The following is a 19040-nucleotide window of genomic DNA, read 5'->3' as shown; positions in this document are numbered from 1 at the left end:
CCGTAAGCGTCGATATTCACCAGGATCGTGCGCGGCCCCACTCGCTCCGCAGGGACCGGCAACGTGCCCTCACGGAACCAGCGGCACGCGGTACGCGGCGCGATCCCCTGGGCGCGTGCCCATCCCGTCAGATTCACACACAAAACCATACAAAATTTCGTGACACTAGACACTCACCGACACTTATCCGAGAGCAGTTAGTCGACCGCACCGTGCCGCCCCGCGCCGTAGAGGCCTGGAGAAAGCCGCGGTACGAATCTCCGGGCCGGGCGGGGACAGCCCCCGACAGTGCGCCGGGGACCGCACACCGACGCGCGGACGCCAACCGGAGGCTGGCGGTTCCGGTCACGTGCTGCTCGGTGGAGACGGAGACAGCCCGCGAACATGCCTCGCTCGGTCTGGGAACAGGCCCGCCGGCTTCGCCCAGAATCCACTCGCTGGCCCGGACTCGAAGCTGTGGTTGGCGATCAGCAGGTCGCCGGGATCCGCACCGGCAGCGCCCACGCCAGCAGTGTCCGAGCCGGCAGCGGACGCTACGGGTCCGGTACTGAGGAGCGCCGCCGCTACGGACACGCAGGCGAGAGTCGACGCGAGAACCCGGTGCCTTCGCAAGGCAGACCACCCGTCCTCGTTGCTTCGACGACGTACGACGACGACGTTCCGTTGGCGACCTTCGACGGCAGCATCTTCCGCACTTATGGGTGGGACCGTAAGTTCGCCGCGTTCGGCGTGTCAACCCACGGAGCAGTCGCGGAGCGGGCGGCGTCCGGATACGGATGGACGTTCAGTGCTGGGCAGCAGCCACGTCGAACTCCGGGTCTCCGTACTCCGCGAACCACGACTGGATCCGCGCGGGATCGTTACTGCTGGCGAGCGCGAGCATCAGCAGCAGCCGGGCCTTCTGCGGCGGCAGATCACCGGCGGGCAGGACCCATGGCGCGTCGGTGTAGGTCGCACCCGCGTTGTTCCGGTTCGCCCCGGCGAGCACCGTTCCGCGCTTCGCGACCTCCATGGCCGCGGTGACCTGCTGCGGCGACGGCGCTCCGGCGACGACGATCCCCTTGACACCCGCATTGGCGTACGCCGTGATCGCTTCGCCGCCGGCCTCCTGGTAGGTGTAGACGACCTCGACCCGCGGAAGTTTGGCGCGATCGATCCTGGCCAGGTCGAACGGCGTCCGCCATGCCTCCTTCCCGCACTTCTGCACTCGGGCCGGTGCGCGCTCGAGCCGGATCCTGGTCTCGTCCACCACGCCGAGCAGCCCGAGTTCAGGTGCCGTGAAGGTGTCCAGCCGGGTCGTGTTGCTCTTCGTCGCGTCGCGGGCGGGGAGGATCTGGTCGTTGAGCAGGAGCACCGAACCGAAGCACCCGGTCCGGCCGCTCGCCGCCAGCATGACGGCGTTGTAGAGGTTCGCCGGCCCGTCGCTGCTGATCACGGTCCATGGCCGTATCGCACCGGTGAGGACCACCGGCTTGTCGCTGCGGACCGTGAGGTCCAGCCAGTAGCCGAGCTCCTCCATCGTCGTCGTACCCGTCGAGACGACAACCGCGTCAGCCTTCGCGAGCTGCTGGTCGACCGCGCGGCTCAGGTCGTAGTAGTCCTTCATGGTGTACGACGCGGAGTCCGTCGTACCGAAGTCGACGCCCTTGACGTCGGCGACATCCTTGAACTCCGGACCCAGGTCGTCGAGGAGCTTGCCGATCGGGAGCTGCCCGGACTTGTAGGTCTGGAAGCTCACCCGCGAGTCGGAGACGCCGGCGATGGTGCCGCCGGTTCCGATGACGACAACCTTCGGCTTCCGAGACCGCGGAGCGGCGGCCGGAGCCGGAACGCCTTTCCCTGTCAGCCCTGGCGCGACTGCGGTCGCGACGTGGGGCGCGGCGCCCGCGGTGGCACCCTCGGGCACCTGGGTGGTGGTCGCCGCCGCGTCGGAGGCGACCACACCAGTGAGGATCGCCATCGCGAGCAGGAGCATGACGCTCACTCGCCGCGACCGGAGCGTCCATGTGGAGAGCACGGTATTACTGTCCTTTCGGAGATACGGACGATCGAAGGCACGCCGGAAGAGGCGTGGTCGTGCGTGTTTTCCGTACCTGGGTCGTCGAGTGGCTGCTCGGCGACCCAGGGCCAGGGGCGATTCCCTGGAGCGATTCCCTGGGGCGAGCCCTGATCGGGTCAGAGCCGGGGAAGCCGAGCCCTATCCCGACGGTGGCTCGTCCCCGTCCCCCTCGGTGTCCGGGGCGGGGAACGCGAGCAGTCGGGTGACCACCGTCCGGGAGCCCTCCGGGGCCTCCTCGTCGGTGCGCATGTAGCGGCGCACCAACGCGAGGTACTCCTCGAAGAACTCCTCGAGCTCGGCGAGTGTCACCCGGATCGACGAACGGGAGAACGGGGTCGCGTCGGCCCACTCCCCCATCGCGGGACGCTGCTGCTGGAAGGCCGCGAGCATGTCGAGGTCGGCGGCGAGCCCAAGTCGCTGCATCTCGTCGACCATCGCGCGTTGCGCGGGGTCACGTTGGCCGGGCGGGGGCAGTCGGTAGTCGCGGCGTACGGCCTGCCACCAACGTTCCCGACCGCGGCCGCGCTCCGGGACCTCCTCGACGAATCCGTGGCTCGCCAGCATCCGCAAGGCGTAGCTGGTCGCGCCGGTGTTGACGTCCAGATCCCGGGCGAGGGACGCCGACGTCGCGGGGCCGTGCAACCGGAGGTGTTCGAAGACCTGGTTGCGCAGCGGGTGCGCGAGGACCTTCAGTGCACGGAGGTCGCCGAGCTCACGGATGGGTTGGTCGGGCACGAGTGCCACCCTAGCGATGCACAAGAAATTGTGCAAAGAAAATTGTGCACATGTTTCGTGGTGGACGACGCGACGCTCCCGGCCCCCGCGAGCCGCCTCAGCGACCGAACGCCGCGAGCGGGTTGTCGACCATGAGGGTGCGGTGCCACGCGGGGTCGAGCGTCGGGAGCAGGTCGGTGTAAACGAAGTCGTAGCCGAGGAACTCCCCGCCGTCCGGCTCGCCCACGTGGTACCAGCCGCTGTCGTTGGCGATCAGCGTGCGGCCCAGCAACCCGGCCGCCGCGAGCCGCTCCACACAGGTGCGCTGCCACTCCGTCTCGCCAGGCCGGAGCCCGTCGAACTCCACCCACGCTCCCGCCCGCGCCACCTGCTCGTGGTAGGCGGGGTCCTCCTCGGCGTGAGCGTGCACCCAGACGAACTGGCTCGTCGGAACGCCCACCTCGTCGAAGATGGCGAGTTGCTCGACCGCGGCGATGCCGGCGGTCGTGTGGGACGCGACTGTGAGGCCGGTCTCCCGGGCGGCGAGCGCCGCGGCCCGGACGAGCTTGCGGTCGAGGTCCTCCAGCTTTCCGTCCCGGACGGCCGTCTTGACGAACCTCGGACGTACGCCGTCGATCCCGTTGGTGTGCTCGTCGACGAAGCGCCTGGCGAGGTCCTCCGCGGAGAGTTCTCGCGCGTAGGCCGGCACGCCGACCCGGGATGCTGCGCCGTAGATCCCCGTGTTGGTCCAGATCTCCACCCCGGTCGCGTCGGCGAGCCGGGCGAGCAGCCACGGGTCCCGGCCGAGGTGGTGGGGCGTGCACTCCAGCAGCCGCCGGCAGCCGAGCGCGTATGCCTCCTCGAGCTTCGGCCTCGCCGCCGCGAAGACGTCCTCGGCGTCGTAGCTGCCAGGGCGCAGGACGCCTCCGAAGTCGACGAGGACGTGCTCGTGGACGAGGACGCTGTCCTCGATGACGACGGCTGAGGTCGCGAGGTGCTCCGGGGCGGTCATGGTGGGCACGGTAGCGGAGCCGGACCGCCTGGAGTGATCGTTTCTCCGCCTCTCACCCGCCGGCCTCGGATTTCGCGTCGGCGAATCGCGGACGCCCCCGATTGGGGACAGAAACTGGCCGCTGTCCCTGGAATGGTCGGTCCCGTTCGCAATCCAAGAACCCGATCCCATGTGGGGAGGCGTCCCGTGATTCGCGCCCGATCGCTCACCAAGGACTTCGTGGTGAGCAAGCGCCAGACCGTGCACGCGGTCAGAGGCCTCAGTCTGGAGATCGAACCCGGCGAACTGGTGGCCGTGCTCGGCCCGAACGGCGCCGGCAAGACGACCACGATGCGCATGCTCACGACCCTGATCGCACCGACGTCAGGCAGTGCGACGGTCGCCGGTCACGACGTGGTGGCCGAACCGGCACAGGTACGCCGACGGATCGGCTACGTCGGCCAGGGCAACGGCGCCGGCCACGCGCAGCGGGCGCGCGACGAGCTCCACTGTCAGGGCCTGATCTACGGCCTGCGGCGGCGTGCCGCCGGACAGCGCGCGGACGAACTACTCGAGGCGCTCGACCTCACCGAACTCGCCGGCCGCAAGGTGTCCGACCTGTCCGGCGGGCAGCGACGGCGCCTCGACGTCGCGATGGGACTCGTGCACGCACCGTCCCTGCTCTTCCTGGACGAGCCGTCCACCGGGCTCGACCCGCACAACCGCGCGAACCTCTGGGAACACATCCTGCGGATGCGCGAGAGGTACGCCATGACGATCGTGTTGACGACCCACTACCTCGACGAGGCGGACTCGATGGCCGCCCGCGTCGTCGTGGTGGACCACGGCGAGATCATCGCCGACGACACGGGCGAAGCGCTCAAGTCGAAGCTCGCCGGCGACCGGATCGTGGCGACGACCGACGCACCCGACGACACCCGCCGCCTCGCCACGCTCGCCGAGCGGCTGAGCGGCGTCCGCGAGGTCGACGCCGAGGGCAGCCAGGTCGAAATCCGGGTGGCCGACGGTCCGCGCGCGCTGCCGGAGTTGCTCGCAGCGGCGAGGGACGCCGGCGTACCGGTGGCCACCGCGCAGGTCCACCGTCCGACGCTCGATGACGTCTTCCTCAATCTCACCGGTCGCAGCCTGCGCGAAGCAGAAGCCGGACCGAACGGCAACGCAGGCCCCACGCGGAAGGACGCGGCATGAACACCCTCGCCACGAAGACGCGGACGCCTCCCCCGACCCGCCCGCCGCAGCCCGAGGACGCCCCGCGCGGGCTGCTCCGGGACACGGCCATCGTCATGGTGCGTGAGCTTCGGCCCGTACTCCACGACCCGTTCTCGCTGCTGTTCGGCATGATCCAGCCGCTGGTGTTCCTCGCCCTGTTCGGTCCGCTGCTCGTCGGCTCACTCGGCGGGCAGGCCGACGGCGCGCTCGGAGGCGACGTGTGGCAGTGGTTCGTCCCCTCGATCCTGGTGATGACGGCGCTCTTCGGCACGTCGACCACGGGCTCGAACCTGCTCTATGAACTCCAGACCGGTGCGCACGAGCGGATGCTCGTCACTCCCCTGTCCCGACCGTCGCTGTTGGTCGGGCGTTCGCTGAAGGAGATGGTGCCGCTGGCCGGGCAGGCCGTCATCATCGTCGCCGTGATGACGCCGTTCGGCTTCCAGCTCCATCCGGTCGGCGGTCTGCTCGGCCTGGCCATGCTGGCGGTGTTCGGCGTCGGGCTCGGCTCCCTGAGCTACGCGCTCGCGATCGCGGTTCGCAAGCAGGACTGGATGTTCTGGGTCGTCCAACAGACGTTGCTCTTTCCGCTGATGATCCTTTCGGGCATGCTGCTCCCGCTCGACACAGGACCGGAGTGGATGCGGATCGCCGCGCGGTTCGATCCGCTCGCCTACGTCGTCGACGCCGAGCGGGCGCTGTTCGCGGGTGACCTCACGTCCTCGGCCGTGCTGTGGGGATGGGTCGCGGCCCTCGCCACCGCCGCGGTCGGCCTCACGGTCGGCATCCGCGCGATGCTGTGCAGCGCCGACTGAGCGACGCACCCGCGCGCCCACCCGCGAAGGTCCGCTCCGGTCCGCCGGAGCGGACCCGTGCCGGCCGCGCGCGGCACCGCGTTGGTGCCTACGTTCCGGGTACGAAGATGCGGGAGAGCTCGGGCAGGGGTTCGCCGATGTGCATGCCCCGTTCGTCGATGCGAACCCTGCGAATGGCGGAGTCGTGCGCGGAGCCCCGCATCTGGAGGACCGACACAGCGCGGCGGATCTCACCCGGCCCCTCGAGGTCGCGCAGCATGATCGTCACGTCGGTGAGGCCGGTGAGTTCGAGTGCGACCTGTGGCGTGCGGACCTCCCCTCCACGGGTGGGTATCGAGGTCAGCAGGCTGGTGATCTCATGCTGGCGCAGCAGCGTTCCGAGCGCGATCATGAAGTCCAGCAGGGAACGGGTCGGGCCCATCCGTTCCAGCGCCGACACCGTGTCGACGACCATTCGCTGAGGCTTCCACTCGGCGATCGCCCTTCTCATCTTCAGGAAGTGATCCTCGAGGGAGGCCACCTCGGCGTACTCCGCCTCCACGCGCAACAGGCCGGCGTCCTCCATGACGTCGAGGTCGAAGCCCCAACCCTTGGCACTGCGGGCGAGTTGCTGGCGGGTCTCGTCGAAGGAGTAGAAGAGACAGCGTTGACCGGCCCGGAAGGCCGCGTCGGCGAACCCGAGACTGAGCAGCGTCTTGCCGGCGCCGGTGGGTCCGGTGACCAGGATGATCGAGTCCCGGTAGAAGCCGCCGCCGCACATCGCGTCCAGTCCCTCGTTGCCGGAGGAGACGCGCAACCCTGACGCCCGCTCGCGGTGTTCGAGGAAGGCGAGGGGGATGACGACCATCCCCTCCTCCTCCGCGATCGTGAACAGCCACTCACCGCAGCGGTGAGGCGCCCCGCGGAACTTCACCACCTCCACGGTCCGCCGGCGCCGTTCCTGGTGCAGGACGTTGCGCAGGACGACCACGTTGTCGAGGACGAACTCCTCCACCCCCAGCTTGGACAGCCCGTCCTGATTCTCCCGCCGCTCGGAGGTGATCACCGTCGTGACACCCATCCGGTCGAGGGCGGCGGAGAGCCGGACGAGTTCGGTGCGGATGGTCCCGATGTCGGGATAGCGGGCGAAGACGGCACCGATCGAGTCCAGCACGACCCGGGTGGCTCCGATCCTTCGGACGGCACTCTCGATCCGGGCCACCAGGGCCGCGAAGTTGTAGACGCCGACCGTGACAGCCTCGTCCTCGGCGCGCTCGGAGACGTCGACGAAGGCCCAGGTGTGCGCGTTCTCCCACTGGGCGATCGGGAAGCCCAGCGACTCGGCGTTCCTTCGGACGGCGGATGGCCTCTCCTCGAACGTCACGAACACGCCGGGCTGCTGGAACCGGGAGATGCCGCGGGCGAGGTACTCGACGGCGAACACCGTCTTCCCGCTGCCCGTACTTCCGACCACCAGGGTGCTTCGTCCGGCCGGCAGCCCGCCGAGAGCGACCGGGTCGAAGCCGGTGATGCCGGTGGGGACCTTGTCGATGAGGTCCCGCTCGGTCACTCCCGGCCCCTTCCGAAGACGACCTGGTCCGGGTCGGGGAGACCGAGAGCCGCGGCGGTACGCACGTCGTCGGAGAGGTCGCCCATCACGCGACGCTGCGGAATGGGCGCCAGCCGAACCACGGTCGGGATCACCACGATCTGGTCCTCGTCGGCGAGGTCGGGGTGCTCGGAGACGTCGATGACCTCCAGCTGGTAGCCGCCAGGAAGCCTGCTCTCGCAGAGGGATCGCAGCCGCGTCTCGGCGGCGACGGAGAGCTCGGTGTCACCCGAGACGAAGAGTCGCAGTGAGAACGAGGGCAGGGGCGGCAGGGTCACCTCCGGTCCCCTGTCCTCGCCTGTGTTGGTCGACACGTTTCACCTACCGTCGCGCAAGACCGGTCTCGACGCCCGTCCGGGAGAAGCCAGTGGCACTCCCTGCCGAACGCCACGCCGACGCGGGGCGCCGACCAGGATTCCCCCATGGGCGAAGAGCTACCCGCAACCCGCGCGACGTAACACCATCCGCGCTCAGGCTCCGGGGGTCTGGATCTCCAACGCCTCCTCGAGCCAGCCGCGGTCCCACGTGCCGGCGTCGATGGCGGCCCGTTCCTGCTGTTCGCTGTGCGCCTTCTTCTCCGCGGCCGCGGTCACCTCGTCGGCGAGCGCGCGCGGAATGACGGCCACGCCGTCCTCGTCGGCCATCACCAGGTCGCCGTCATGGACGGCGAGCCCGGCGATCGACACCGGACCGCGGATCTCACCGGGTCCGTCCTTGTAGGGACCGAGGTGGCAGACCCCGGTCGCGAAGGTCGGGGGCGCGGCCTCCCGGAGTTCGGTCAGGTCGCGAACGGCGCCGTCGACGACCAGTCCGACGAGACCGCGACGGGCAGCGTGAGCGCCGAGCAGGCCACCGAGGATCGCGCGGTCGTTGGCGCCGCCGGCCGCCACGACCAGGACCTCGCCGGGGACGGCGAGATCGACGGCCTTGTGGACGACCAGGTTGTCGCCAGGGCGGGTACGAACGGTCAGGGCCGGACCCACCACGACCTGGCCCGGAGCGAGACCGGTGACCGGCATGATGCCCGGCGCCCCGGCCCAGCGGCCGAACACGTCGGAGACCAGGGACGTCGAAAGGGCGGCGAGGCGGGAGAGCAGCTCCGGCGCCGGAGCAGGGCTGGCGGGGTGGACGACACAGGGGACGGGCATGGGCTCGCTCCTTCAGCAGGCATCGTTGGATGGGCTGGGGAGGACCACCGCCGGAAGAGCCGCGGGATCCCCGAGCTCACGGGAGAGGGCTTCGAGATCGCGTACGACGGTGTCGGCGAGGAGGACGCCGTCGCGCTCGGCGCTCCGGCGCGCGGTCTCCTCCACCTCGCCCGGGAGCAGCACGCCGCGCTGGGCCGCTCCTGCGACGAGCTCGCGTTCGGCCGGATGGACGTGGACCGGGCGGCGGACCAGTTCCTCGCCGCCGCGAAGGACGCCATCGAGTGACCTGCGGTTCCCCACGGGTTCGTGGTCACCGACCCGATTCGCCGTTCCCACCGATTCCCGGCTCCAACCGAGTCGCGGTTCCCACCGAATCGCCGTTCCGACAGATGTGAGGGGCTTGAGCAGATGACCGACGTGGAAGTCGACAAACGGACCGACGTACGAAGCGGCCTGGAAAGCTACCAGGGGCTGCGAGTCACCGATGTCTGCGACGGCATGGACGCCGTCGGGTTGGAGGACATGGGGCAGATGTCCCGCGACATCCGACCCCTGTGGCGTGACACGGAGAACTTCAAGCACCGGATCTACGGCGTCGCTCACACGGTCCGCTTCGTTCCTACCCAGCGACCCGTCCCGGCACAGACACCGGAGGAGTTCTACGAGTGGATGTCGGACTGGTACGGCCAGTACGCCCAGGGGCCGATCCGGGACCAGATCCAGCCGGGTGACCTCATCGTCATCGACGGCTTCGAACTCGGCAGCGTGGGCTTCATCGGCTCCAACAACGCGCTGTCCTGGATCGCCCACGGCGCCGTCGGCGCGGTCACCAATGGCGGCGCCCGCGACACCGACGAGCTGATCAAGCAGCAGACGCCCGTCTACAGCCGCTACATCTCGCGAACCATCCGCCCCGGCCGGATCGAACTCGACGCCACCCAGGTCACGATCAACTGTGGCGGTGCCGTGGTCCATCCCGGCGACGTGGTGGTAGCCGACGGGGACGGCGTGGTCGTCGTTCCGGCGGCCAAGGCCGAGGACGTCGCCACGCACGCGTGGCGGCACGCGACCCGCGACAAGGAGAAGCGGCGGGCCCTCTATGGCCAGGTCGGCCTCGAAGAGGACTGGACCGTCACGACCTGACCGACGCTCAGGGCCAGATGGTCGCCGGACGACGTCCCGCGGAAACGCCGTCGCCCGGCGACCATGGGCGTCTCGAGCGCGTCGACCCGAGGCGTACGCGGTCTGCATTCCGGCACCTCGACACCTCGGCATTCCTGCACTTCGGCACCACCGCTGTCATCCACGACGTACGCAGGCGGAGGTCCACTCATGGGCGCACCACTCCAGCAGACGGCCGGGTCGACCACGGCCGTCCGCCCGCCGGTGGCGAGCACACGACGCCGCGGCCGCGGCGGCCGGGTCGGTCGCGGCGACGTCGGTGGGGACCGGCACCGACCACGAAGCCTGCGGGCGAGACGGGAGCAGCGCGCGGCGTACCTCTTCCTGCTGCCGTGGTTCGCCGGGCTGCTGTTCATCACGATCGGCCCGATGCTCGCGTCGCTCTACCTGTCCTTCACAGAGTTCAACGTCACCGAGACGCCGCGCTGGATCGGTTTCGAGAACTACCGGGAGATGTTCACCGAGGACCCGCGTTACTGGCAGTCGGTGCGTGTCACGCTGACCTACGTCGTGATCTCCGTTCCCCTGGTGTTGACGTTCGCGCTGACGCTGGCCGTGGTGCTCAACCGCGGCCTTCGGTTCCTGTCGTTGTACCGATCGCTCTACTACCTGCCCTCGCTGATGGGGTCCAGCGTCGCCATCGCGATCCTGTGGCGGCAGGTGTTCGGCGCGGACGGCCTGGTGAACGCCTTCCTCGGCGTCTTCGGCATCGAGGGGCGAAGCTGGATCGGCGATCCGGACTCAGCCCTCTCTACGCTGATCGCCCTGCACGTGTGGACGTTCGGATCGGCGATGATCATCTTCCTCGCCGGCCTGCGGCAGATCCCGACCGACCTCTACGAGTCGGCACTCATCGACGGCGCCGGTACCTGGCAGCGGTTCCGGCACATCACCCTTCCGCTGCTGACACCGATCATCCTGTTCAACGGGATCCTCAACATGATCTCGTCGTTCCAGGCGTTCACACCGTCCTACGTCGTCAGCAACGGGACGGGCGGTCCGGCCGACTCGACCCTCTTCTACACGCTGTACCTCTACCAGCAGGGCTTCACGAGCTTCCAGATGGGTTACGCCTCGGCGATGGCGTGGGCACTGCTCGGTGCCATCGCCTTTTGTACCGGCCTGATCTTCGCGACCTCCGGCCGCTGGGTCTTCTACTACGACGGGAGATGAGGACGTTGGCCGCGATCCGGACGCCCGCCCCGGCCCGTGGGGGCCCTCGGCGTGGAGAGCCTCGACGTGCACGACCCCAGCCCGGCGCGCCGCGCACCAGGGCTCGGCGCCTCGCGGCCCACGCTGGGTTGATCGTCGTCCTGCTCGCGATGATCTATCCGCTGGTGTGGCTCGTGAGCGCTTCGCTGAAGCCCGCGAACGAGATCTTCGGCGGCCAGGGCCTGTGGCCGACCACGTTTCGGTGGGAGAACTACGTCGACGGGTGGTACGCGTTCAGCGACGTGACGTTCGGGACGCTCTTCTTCAACTCGTTCGTGATCGCGATCGGCTCGATCGTCGGAAACCTGGTGTCGTGTTCGCTCGCCGCCTACGCCTTCGCCCGGCTGGACTTCAGGTTCAAGAACGTGCTGTTCTTCGTGATGCTGTCGACGATCATGCTGCCCTACCACGTGCAGGTGATCCCGCAGTACATCACGTTCCTGAACCTCGGCTGGATCAACACCTTCTACCCGTTGATCGTCCCGAAGTTCCTTGCCACCGACGCGTTCTTCATCTTCTTGATGGTGCAGTTCATCCGCGGTCTCCCGCGCGAACTCGACGAGGCCGCCGAGATCGACGGCGCCGGCTTCTTCCAGATCTTCGTCCGGATCATTCTGCCGTTGTTGACGCCCGCGCTCGCGACCACGGCGGTCTTCACCTTCATCTGGACCTGGAACGACTTCTTCTCGCCCTTGATCTACCTCACCGGTTCGGAGCATTTCACCGTGCCGCTCGGGTTACGATCATTCCTCGACACCGAGGGCCGGTCGTCGTACGGCCCGATGTTCGCCATGTCCCTCGCCTCACTCGGTCCGATCTTCGGATTCTTCCTCGCGTCGCAACGCCTGCTGGTGCGGGGCATCGCGACGACGGGACTGAAGTGACCAACCGGAGCGAGGTCGCCAGCAAGGTGTGGAGAGGATCGCGATGCGGGATCTGGAGATCGGGCCGGTTGTCCTCGGCGCGATGACGTTCGGCTCGCAGGTCGACGTGGCCGAGGCCGAGCGCATGGTCGGCCTGGCCCGCGAGGGCGGCGTTCGAATGTTCGACACCTCGAACAACTACAACGCGGGTGCGTCGGAGGAGATCCTCGGCCGCGTCGTCAGGCCGTTCCGCGACGACATCCTGCTCTCCTCCAAGGTCGGCAGCACCGTCGGCCAGGAGGACACCACCGTCGTCGGCCTTGGCCGGAAGGCGATCATCCGGGCGGTCGAGGACACCCTGCGCCGGCTCGGCACCGACTATCTCGACCTCTACTACTTCCACCGACCGGACCGGGAAACGCCGATCGCGGAAAGTCTGGAAGCCGCGGCCGAACTCGTCGCGTCGGGGAAGGTACGCGCACTCGGCCAGTCGAACTTCGCCGCCTGGCAGGTCACGGAGCTGCACCACGTGGCTCACGCGCACGCATGGCCATCGGTCGACGTCAGCCAGATCATGTACAACCTGCTCGCACGTCGGGTCGAGGTCGAGTACGCCGCCTGCTCCGCACATCTGCGGATGTTCGACATCGCCTACAACCCGCTCGCCGGTGGCTTGCTGAGCGGCAAGCACCGCCCATGGTCCACGCCCGAGGCCGGCACCCGTTTCAGCAAGGAGATGTACCGCTCGCGCTACTGGAACGACACGCAGTTCGAGGCGGTGGAGCGGCTGCGGGTGATCGCTCGGGCGACGGGCCTCACCCTGCTCGAACTCTCGTTCCGGTGGCTGCGTGACCGACCACTCACCGACGCGATCCTGGTCGGGGCGTCCAGTGCCGAGCAGCTTCGGAGCAACCTCGCGGCGCTCCAGGGTCCGGCGTTGGACGACGACACGCTGCGTGCGTGCGACCTGGTCTGGGACCAACTCAGCGGCATCGCGCCCCACTACAACCGCTGAAAACGGGGTGAGCCTCGCACCGGTGGGGTTCACTCCTTCGGTGCCGGACCTTCGATGCCATGGAACGGAGAGACCCTGACCCCGTACGTCGGTTGGTGGTCGACAATGTGGTGATGGCGACCCTGGTGGCATTTCACGCACATCCCGACGACGAGGTGATCCTGACGGGCGGGACTCTCGCCCAAGCCGCGGCCGAGGGCCACCGAGTGGTGGTCGTGGTCGCCTGCGACGGAGTCATGGGGGCAGTCCCGCCGCAGGGAGCCCCGCGACTTCGGGAGCTACGTGCCAGCGCGGCCATCCTGGGCGTCCACCGCGTCGAACATCTGGGATACGCCGACAGTGGCCACGGCCCGATTCTCTATCCGGACCCGCCGGACCGGGCACGTTTCACCCGCGCCGACCCCGAGGAGGCCGCCGAACGGCTCGCCGCACTCCTGCGTGCGGAGAACGCCGACCTCCTGCTCAGCTACGACCCCAACGGCGGCTACGGACACCCCGACCACGTTCGGGTGCACCAGGTCGGCAGGCGTGCCGCCGAACTCGCGGGAGTCCGGCGGGTGCTGGAGGCGACCATGCCCCGCGACACCGTCCAGCGGCTCGTACGCCTGATCCGCCTGCTGCGCATCCCGTTCCGGTTCGACGACAATGCGTTCGACGCCACCTACAGCCCCGCCTCGGCCATCACCCACCGTCTGAACGTGCGTCGCTTCGCCCGGCAGAAACGTGCCGCACTCGCGGCACATCTTTCGGAGGTGAACGGCAACGGCAGGATCGCCTCCGTCACGCGCGTTCTCGTTCGCCTGCCGGTGCCACTCTTCGGACTCCTGCTCGGCCGGGAGTGGTTCAGCGAGGTCTCCATGAGCACCATCGCAGGCCGGACGGCACCAAGCGGGCAGGAGTCGACCACGACGCCTGACGTTGCCGGATGATCCTGGATGCCCCTGTTTTGTTGGGGTTGTTGTCGGTGGTCGGGTCTACGGTTTGGTCATGGACATTGACACCGGGGAAGGCTTGGCGCATCCGTTGATGCGTTGGCTTGCTGGTGTTGGTGAGCAGATCGATGGTGCGATCGAGTGCCCGACACTGTCGTTGCCGCTGGGCGAGTACGAGTCGGCGCTACGGCAGGTCGCTGTCTGCGAGGCGAGGCTCGCGTCGCTGCGGTTGTCGTTGACGCGGCAAGCCGAGCTGAACGAGGTCAGGAAGCTGACCGGTGCCGCGAACACGGCGGGCTGGGTGCAGCAGGTGACGCGGATGGGCCGGCGTGAGGCGTCGGTGTCAGTTCGGCTCGCGAAGGCGTTGGACCAGACGCTCCGCGCCACGGGCGAAGCCCTCTCTGACGGCGAGATTTCGCTAGGCCAGGCGCAGGTGATCGAACGTGCGATCCGACGGTTGCCCAACGACGTCGACGCCGCCGTGAAGGCGGAAGCGCAAGCCTTCCTCCCGGACAGTGCTCAGGCCCTCGACACCGATGACTTGGACAAGGCCGGCAAACACCTCTACGAAGTGATCGCACCCGAGGACGCCGAACGCCGGATCGGCAAGCAACTGGAAGAACAGGAATGCCACGCCCGAGAGAACCGCACCCTCAGCTTCGGCCCGGTCCGCGACGGGATGGGCACCATGTTCATGCGCCTCGACGTCCCCACCCTCGCAATCCTGCAAGCGCTCCTCGACCCACTCGCCCGCCCGCGTCCCACCGGCCCTGACGGGCCAGATCTTCGCAGCAGCGAACGCCGCTATGCAGACGCCTTCGCCGAACTCCTCGCCCTGGCCCAGGCAGCAGCCAGCGCACCCACCCGCAGCAGCATCAGGCCGCGCCTCACGCTGACAATGTCCCTGGCCGACCTCGTGGCCCGGCTCGGCTACGGCACCCTCAACTCCGTGCTCACCGACTCCGGCCCCGCGCACCTGCACGTGAAGACCCACAGCGACGAGGACGGGAGCGGGAGACACGCGGTGATCGGCTACCGGATCACCGGGCCGCCGCTGTCAGCCACCCTGGTGCGGCAACTGGCCTGTGATGCGGAGATCATCCCCGTCGTGCTCGGTGGAGACGGCGCCGTCCTCGACCTCGGACGAGGCACCCGGCTGTTCACCTACTCCCAACGACACGCATTGGCCGAACGCGACGGCTACTTCTGCCACTTCCCCGACTGCAGACGACCAGAGAAGTGGACCGAAGCGCATCACATCAAGCACTGGGTAGACGGAGGAGCAACCGACCTCAACAACGGCGTGCTCCTGTGCCAACACCACCACACCGTCATCCACACCCAAGGCTGGACCGTCCGCATCAGCGACGGCCACCCCGAATACATCCCACCACCCTGGGTAGACCCCTACCAGAACGTCATCCGACACACCGACCGGACCACCATCCGCTGAGGCTCGCCCGCCCTCGCAGCGAACCAACCAACCCGCACCCCAGCGTCACGCGTAGGACCTGGCCTGGAGGGTGTACAGCTCGGCATAGAGTCCGTCGATCTCCATGAGCTCGGCGTGACTTCCCAGCTCGGCGATCCGTCCGTCGTCGATCACCAGGATGAGATCCGCCGACCGAACGGTCGAGAATCGGTGCGACACCAGCACGGTGATCATGCCGCGGGCCGCGCCGGCCCGGGACGCCTCGGTGTACCGCTCGAACAACGCGTGCTCGGTCGGAGCGTCCAGCGATGCGGTCGGCTCGTCGAAGAAGACGACCAGGGGAGCCTCCCGCATCAGTGCCCGCCCCAACGCGAGCTTCTGCCACTGCCCGGTCGACAGGTCGACGCCGTCCTCCCAGCTCGAACCCAGCTGGGAAGCCACGCCCTGTGGCAGCTTCGGTACGACATCGGCCGCGCCGGCGCGGTCCAACGCCGCGGTGACGGCGGCTTCGTCGTCCAGCCGGGAGAGGTCGCCGACGCCGACCGTCTGTTGCGCGACCAACTCGAACTTCGCGAAGTCCTGGAACGCGGCCGAGAGGCGTTCCCGCCAAGCGTCCACGTCGAGTTCGGCCAGGTCGACACCGTCGACCAGGATGCGTCCCTCGGTCGGTTCGTACATCCGCGCCAGTAGCTTCACCAGCGTGGACTTCCCGGCGCCGTTCTCCCCCACCAGCGCGACGACCCCACCCGCCGGGATGTGGAGCGACATCCCACGAAGGATCCAGCGTTCGGTTCCCGGATAGCGGAAGGAGACGTTCTCGAACACGATCCCGTCGGCGATGCTCTGCTCCGGCGCTCGTCCGGAGCGCCTCGCGTCGGCCGTCGCGGCGTAGTCGCGCAGCCACAGCATCCGGCCTGCCGCGCGCAGCGACTGGCCCAACCGGGCAACGCCGTGGATGGCCCAGACGACCTGCTGGACACGCGCGCAGGTGTAGACGGCCATCACCACCTCGCCCACGCTCGACTGCCCGCGCGTCGCCCGCCACAGGACGAAACCGATCGCGGCGACGAACGCCAACGCGTAGACGATCTCCTGGATGCCGTGCGCCAGGTCCCGCCGCCACGCGGCCCGCACCGCCGGGCGGCGAGCCGTCCGCCAGGCCTCGCGGGAGCGCGCCCGCAACTCCTCCTGCAGGCCGAAGACCCGGATCTCCATGCCGGCGCCGCGGTCGTACGCCAGCCGGCGCAGGTGCCGGGCCTGCCGGCTCGGGGTGGCCGACTCCTCCTCGGCCTGCTTGTTCCACCGCTGCTCCAGGCGTGCCACCGGGATCGCCGGCAGCGCGAACAACACGAGGACCAACAGCAGCGGATGAACGACCACCAGCATCACGATGACGCCCGCCCCGCCCACGACGTTCGCGACGGAGTTGATCAGGCTGTTCATCGCCCCGCCGAGGGCGCCCTGGCTCTGCCGGAGCAGTTCGAGGCGATCCTGGTAGTCGGCACGCTCGTGGTGGTCCAGACCCGGCAGGTCCGCGGTGAGCCGGGTGATCTCACGGTCGAACGCGAAACCCACCTTCTCCGACAGCGTGATCCGCATCATGTTGCCGCACAGGCTGATCCCCCAGTTGCCCACGACGCCGGCGAGGAGCCCGATGATGCCGGCCACGATGAGGTTGCCACGATCCTGGAGTACGCCGTCGGTCAGGAACGACAGCCACAGTCCGGCCAGTGGCCAGGCCAGCCGACCGATCGGCTCGAGCACCAGCCCGAAGGTCCGCCACGGATCGGTCCGGACGGCCGTCGACACCAGCAGCCGGAATCCCCGCCACTGCTCACGCATCGGCCTCACCCCCTCCCGTCCCGGCCGCCTCGGCCGCGAACCGCTGCGCCTGCAGCCCGAACATGCGGTCGTATCGGCCGCCGAGTGCACGGAGTTCGTCGTGAGTGCCGTCCTCGACGATTCGGCCGTCGTCGATGACGACGATGCGGTCCGCGTGCCGGACGCTCGCCAACCGGTGCGAGACGAGGATGGTGGTCGTGTCCCTCGTGAGCTCGAGGAACCGGTCGAACAGTTCGGTCTCCGCGCGCACGTCGAGGTTGGCGGTCGGTTCGTCGAGGATCAGCAGGCCCGCTCCGCCACGGATCGCGGTCAGTGCCCGCGCCAGCGCGACCTTCTGCCACTGGCCTCCGGACAGGTCGCGGCCGCCTTCGTAACCGCGCGCCAACACGGTGTCCCAGCCCAGGGGCATCGTCGCGAGCAGGTCGGCCCCACCAGCGTCGGCCAGCGCCCTGCGCAGCACCTCCTCCTCACCTGTCAAGGAGAGGTTGCCGAAGCCGACGTTCTCGCGGAGCGGCAGTTCGTAGCGCACGAACTCCTGGAAGATCACCCCGATCCGGCTGCGGTCCTGTTGGGGTGATGCGCCGTCGATGCGGACGGCACCCGCGTCCGGGTCGTAGAGGCCGCAGAGCAGTTTGATCAACGTGGTCTTGCCGACGCCGTTCTCACCCACGATGGCGAGCGACTGTCCGGGCGGTATCTCCAGATCCAGTCCGGACAGGGTCGGCTGGGCACGGCCGCGATAGGTGAAGCTGAGGTTCTCGAGGCGAACGGCAACCGGACCGGACGGCCCGTCGACCGCGGCGCGGGCCGGTCCAGCCGACGGAGCGGCCGCGAGCCGTCGTTCGAGGTCCACCACCTGACCCGCCACGACGGCCGCACGGCTTGTCGCCCACTGCGGATCGCCCACCCAGCCGAGCGACTCGGTGGCGAGCACGGCCTGGACGAACACCACCACCTGGGCGACCGAGAGGGTGCCGCGAGCGGCCTCCCAGCCGAGTACGCCCAGCACGACCACGTGCGCCACCGCGAGCACCGCGACCGCGCCGATGGTGCGAAGCCCGTCGTTGAACCGGCCCCGCCAGATCCGTCGCATCGACGTGAGCCAACTGTGCGCGTAGCTCCCGGTGACCCAGTCGGCCAACCCGAACACGCGGATCTCCTTGGCCGCGGCCGACTCGACCGCGAGTCCGCGCAGGTAGCGGGAGCGTCGCATCTCACCCGCCGCGCCGAGGCTGAAGCCGAGTTCGACGCCGTGCTCGACGAGCCGGGTGACCATCACGATCACGGCCCGCCAGCCGATGTACAACACGAACGGCGCCCACCACGCGAAGGAGAGCAGGATGAGAAAGGCACCGATCCCGGTCGCGCGTTCCTGCACGACCTGGCGGAGGTTGGCGACCGTCTCCAGGAAGTTGTCCACCCGCTCGACTTCTTCCAGGGCGGCGATCTCGTTCGCGATCCGCGGGTCCTCCAGCGGCGCGATTCCCGGTGTGCCCAGGGTCGCCCTCGCCACAGCGTCGTGCAGAGCTTCCGCATAGCGGTTGTCGAGCACCGAGACCTGGTACGACGTGATCGCCTGCAGGATCGCGCCAGCGACGAACGCGCCGCCGACCAGCCCGAGCGCCCACAGGGCACGGTCACCGGCCGCCGAGTCCAGGCCCTGGCGTACGGCGTCGGGAACCGCGGCCACCAACTCGCCGGTGGCGAGGATCAGGCCGGTCGGCAGGAGTCCCTGCACGATCGCGAGAACACCGACGACGACCGCCTGCCAGCGTCCGGCCCGCCACAGCAGGACGAGCAGAGCTCTCCACCGACCCATGCGACGCTTCATCGCCGGTCCTTCCCCGTGCCCCCGTCGTACCCCCGCGGCCGCGACGGCACCGCACAGCGGGGCGACAGTAGTGAAGTCCGGCCTCCCCCAAAAGTCCCCCGCCAGCCGTTGCCGATCTTGGCCAGACCGGCCCCGGGCGGCGCGATCGGGGCGGATCGGTGGTCCGGTGGGTCAGGAGAATGCGCA

17 protein-coding genes and 1 pseudogene are annotated in these 19040 nt (G+C 68.9%); 9 read left to right on the top strand and 9 right to left on the bottom strand.

Annotation, left to right across the window (positions count from 1 at the left end; genetic code table 11):
- Nucleotides 1-14: 14 nt before the first annotated feature.
- The 4 genes and pseudogenes from HEB94_RS50995 to HEB94_RS24555 form a co-directional block, all read right to left on the bottom strand.
- Nucleotides 15-137: pseudogene (locus HEB94_RS50995) on the bottom strand (IS607 family transposase); the annotation flags it as partial.
- A gap of 647 nt (nt 138-784) precedes the next feature.
- A complete protein-coding gene (locus tag HEB94_RS24565) occupies nt 785-2017 on the bottom strand; it encodes an asparaginase (protein WP_337917968.1) in 1233 nt (410 codons plus the stop codon).
- 180 nt (nt 2018-2197) lie between these two features.
- The gene (locus tag HEB94_RS24560; RefSeq protein ID WP_192752074.1) at nt 2198-2794 is read right to left on the bottom strand and encodes a helix-turn-helix domain-containing protein; all 597 of its coding nucleotides are present in this window, start codon (nt 2792-2794) and stop codon (nt 2198-2200) included.
- A gap of 97 nt (nt 2795-2891) precedes the next feature.
- Nucleotides 2892-3785, bottom strand: coding sequence for a phosphotriesterase family protein (locus HEB94_RS24555; RefSeq protein WP_192752073.1), 894 nt, complete (start codon nt 3783-3785; stop codon nt 2892-2894).
- A 186-nt stretch (nt 3786-3971) separates the two neighbouring features.
- Here HEB94_RS24555 and HEB94_RS24550 point away from each other — a divergent pair, with 186 nt between their 5' ends.
- A complete protein-coding gene (locus HEB94_RS24550) occupies nt 3972-4973 on the top strand; it encodes an ATP-binding cassette domain-containing protein (RefSeq protein WP_192752072.1) in 1002 nt (333 codons plus the stop codon).
- Nucleotides 4970-5809: an ABC transporter permease gene (locus tag HEB94_RS24545; protein WP_192752071.1), complete on the top strand. Its 840-nt coding sequence runs from the start codon at nt 4970-4972 to the stop codon at nt 5807-5809. The genes HEB94_RS24550 and HEB94_RS24545 overlap by 4 nt, the downstream gene beginning before the upstream one ends.
- A gap of 88 nt (nt 5810-5897) precedes the next feature.
- Here the strand turns inward: HEB94_RS24545 and kaiC are convergent, their stop codons facing one another.
- From kaiC to HEB94_RS24530, 3 genes are all read right to left on the bottom strand, one after another.
- The gene (gene kaiC / locus HEB94_RS24540) at nt 5898-7358 is read right to left on the bottom strand and encodes a circadian clock protein KaiC (RefSeq protein WP_192752070.1); all 1461 of its coding nucleotides are present in this window, start codon (nt 7356-7358) and stop codon (nt 5898-5900) included.
- Complete coding sequence (locus HEB94_RS24535) at nt 7355-7711, bottom strand: circadian clock KaiB family protein (RefSeq protein ID WP_202896519.1); 357 nt, start codon at nt 7709-7711, stop codon at nt 7355-7357. Before HEB94_RS24535 ends, kaiC begins: the two co-directional genes overlap by 4 nt.
- 156 nt (nt 7712-7867) lie before the next feature.
- The gene (locus tag HEB94_RS24530; RefSeq protein ID WP_192752069.1) at nt 7868-8545 is read right to left on the bottom strand and encodes an RraA family protein; all 678 of its coding nucleotides are present in this window, start codon (nt 8543-8545) and stop codon (nt 7868-7870) included.
- Between HEB94_RS24530 and HEB94_RS24525 the strand changes: the two genes are divergently transcribed.
- The 7 genes from HEB94_RS24525 to HEB94_RS24495 all read left to right on the top strand — a co-directional run bounded on the left by HEB94_RS24525 (nt 8522) and on the right by HEB94_RS24495 (nt 15202).
- The gene (locus tag HEB94_RS24525; RefSeq protein WP_192752068.1) at nt 8522-8830 is read left to right on the top strand and encodes a hypothetical protein; all 309 of its coding nucleotides are present in this window, start codon (nt 8522-8524) and stop codon (nt 8828-8830) included. The two genes, HEB94_RS24530 and HEB94_RS24525, sit on opposite strands and share 24 nt — an antisense overlap.
- 123 nt (nt 8831-8953) lie before the next feature.
- Nucleotides 8954-9688, top strand: a complete 735-nt coding sequence (locus tag HEB94_RS24520; protein ID WP_192752067.1) for an RraA family protein — start codon at nt 8954-8956, stop codon at nt 9686-9688.
- Between the two features lie 189 nt (nt 9689-9877).
- On the top strand, nt 9878-10900 hold the full coding sequence (locus HEB94_RS24515) for a carbohydrate ABC transporter permease (protein WP_192752066.1): 1023 nt from the start codon (nt 9878-9880) through the stop codon (nt 10898-10900).
- A 149-nt stretch (nt 10901-11049) separates the two neighbouring features.
- Complete coding sequence (locus HEB94_RS24510; protein ID WP_238361615.1) at nt 11050-11823, top strand: carbohydrate ABC transporter permease; 774 nt, start codon at nt 11050-11052, stop codon at nt 11821-11823.
- Between the two features lie 43 nt (nt 11824-11866).
- Complete coding sequence (locus HEB94_RS24505) at nt 11867-12817, top strand: aldo/keto reductase (protein WP_192752064.1); 951 nt, start codon at nt 11867-11869, stop codon at nt 12815-12817.
- 59 nt (nt 12818-12876) lie between these two features.
- Nucleotides 12877-13746 carry a PIG-L deacetylase family protein gene (locus tag HEB94_RS24500; RefSeq protein WP_238361614.1) on the top strand — a complete coding sequence of 290 codons (870 nt, stop codon included), beginning with the start codon at nt 12877-12879 and terminating at the stop codon, nt 13744-13746.
- Nucleotides 13747-13804: 58 nt separating this feature from the next.
- Nucleotides 13805-15202 carry an HNH endonuclease signature motif containing protein gene (locus HEB94_RS24495; protein WP_192752063.1) on the top strand — a complete coding sequence of 466 codons (1398 nt, stop codon included), beginning with the start codon at nt 13805-13807 and terminating at the stop codon, nt 15200-15202.
- Nucleotides 15203-15247: 45 nt separating this feature from the next.
- Here HEB94_RS24495 and HEB94_RS24490 read toward each other — a convergent pair whose 3' ends face one another.
- On the bottom strand, nt 15248-17023 hold the full coding sequence (locus HEB94_RS24490; RefSeq protein ID WP_192752062.1) for an ABC transporter ATP-binding protein: 1776 nt from the start codon (nt 17021-17023) through the stop codon (nt 15248-15250).
- Entirely contained in the window at nt 17016-18854 is a 1839-nt protein-coding gene (locus tag HEB94_RS24485) for an ABC transporter ATP-binding protein (protein ID WP_192752061.1), read from the bottom strand. Before HEB94_RS24485 ends, HEB94_RS24490 begins: the two co-directional genes overlap by 8 nt.
- Between the last annotated feature and the right edge of the window lie 186 nt (nt 18855-19040).

This window comes from Actinopolymorpha pittospori (assembly GCF_014873875.1).
GTDB lineage: Bacteria > Actinomycetota > Actinomycetes > Propionibacteriales > Actinopolymorphaceae > Actinopolymorpha > Actinopolymorpha pittospori.
This window is presented reverse-complemented; position numbering and strand designations above follow the sequence as displayed.

What these genes read in the sequence shown, in the direction of transcription:
- HEB94_RS24555 (WP_192752073.1), bottom strand. Translation starts at nt 3,785, where the DNA reads ATGACCGCCCCGGAGCACCTCGCGACCTCAGCCGTCGTCATCGAGGAC.
- HEB94_RS24545 (WP_192752071.1), top strand. Translation starts at nt 4,970, where the DNA reads ATGAACACCCTCGCCACGAAGACGCGGACGCCTCCCCCGACCCGCCCG.
- HEB94_RS24530 (WP_192752069.1), bottom strand. Translation starts at nt 8,545, where the DNA reads ATGCCCGTCCCCTGTGTCGTCCACCCCGCCAGCCCTGCTCCGGCGCCG.
- HEB94_RS24520 (WP_192752067.1), top strand. Translation starts at nt 8,954, where the DNA reads ATGACCGACGTGGAAGTCGACAAACGGACCGACGTACGAAGCGGCCTG.
- HEB94_RS24515 (WP_192752066.1), top strand. Translation starts at nt 9,878, where the DNA reads ATGGGCGCACCACTCCAGCAGACGGCCGGGTCGACCACGGCCGTCCGC.
- HEB94_RS24510 (WP_238361615.1), top strand. Translation starts at nt 11,050, where the DNA reads ATGATCTATCCGCTGGTGTGGCTCGTGAGCGCTTCGCTGAAGCCCGCG.
- HEB94_RS24505 (WP_192752064.1), top strand. Translation starts at nt 11,867, where the DNA reads ATGCGGGATCTGGAGATCGGGCCGGTTGTCCTCGGCGCGATGACGTTC.
- HEB94_RS24500 (WP_238361614.1), top strand. Translation starts at nt 12,877, where the DNA reads ATGGAACGGAGAGACCCTGACCCCGTACGTCGGTTGGTGGTCGACAAT.
- HEB94_RS24495 (WP_192752063.1), top strand. Translation starts at nt 13,805, where the DNA reads ATGGACATTGACACCGGGGAAGGCTTGGCGCATCCGTTGATGCGTTGG.
- HEB94_RS24490 (WP_192752062.1), bottom strand. Translation starts at nt 17,023, where the DNA reads ATGCGTGAGCAGTGGCGGGGATTCCGGCTGCTGGTGTCGACGGCCGTC.
- HEB94_RS24485 (WP_192752061.1), bottom strand. Translation starts at nt 18,854, where the DNA reads ATGAAGCGTCGCATGGGTCGGTGGAGAGCTCTGCTCGTCCTGCTGTGG.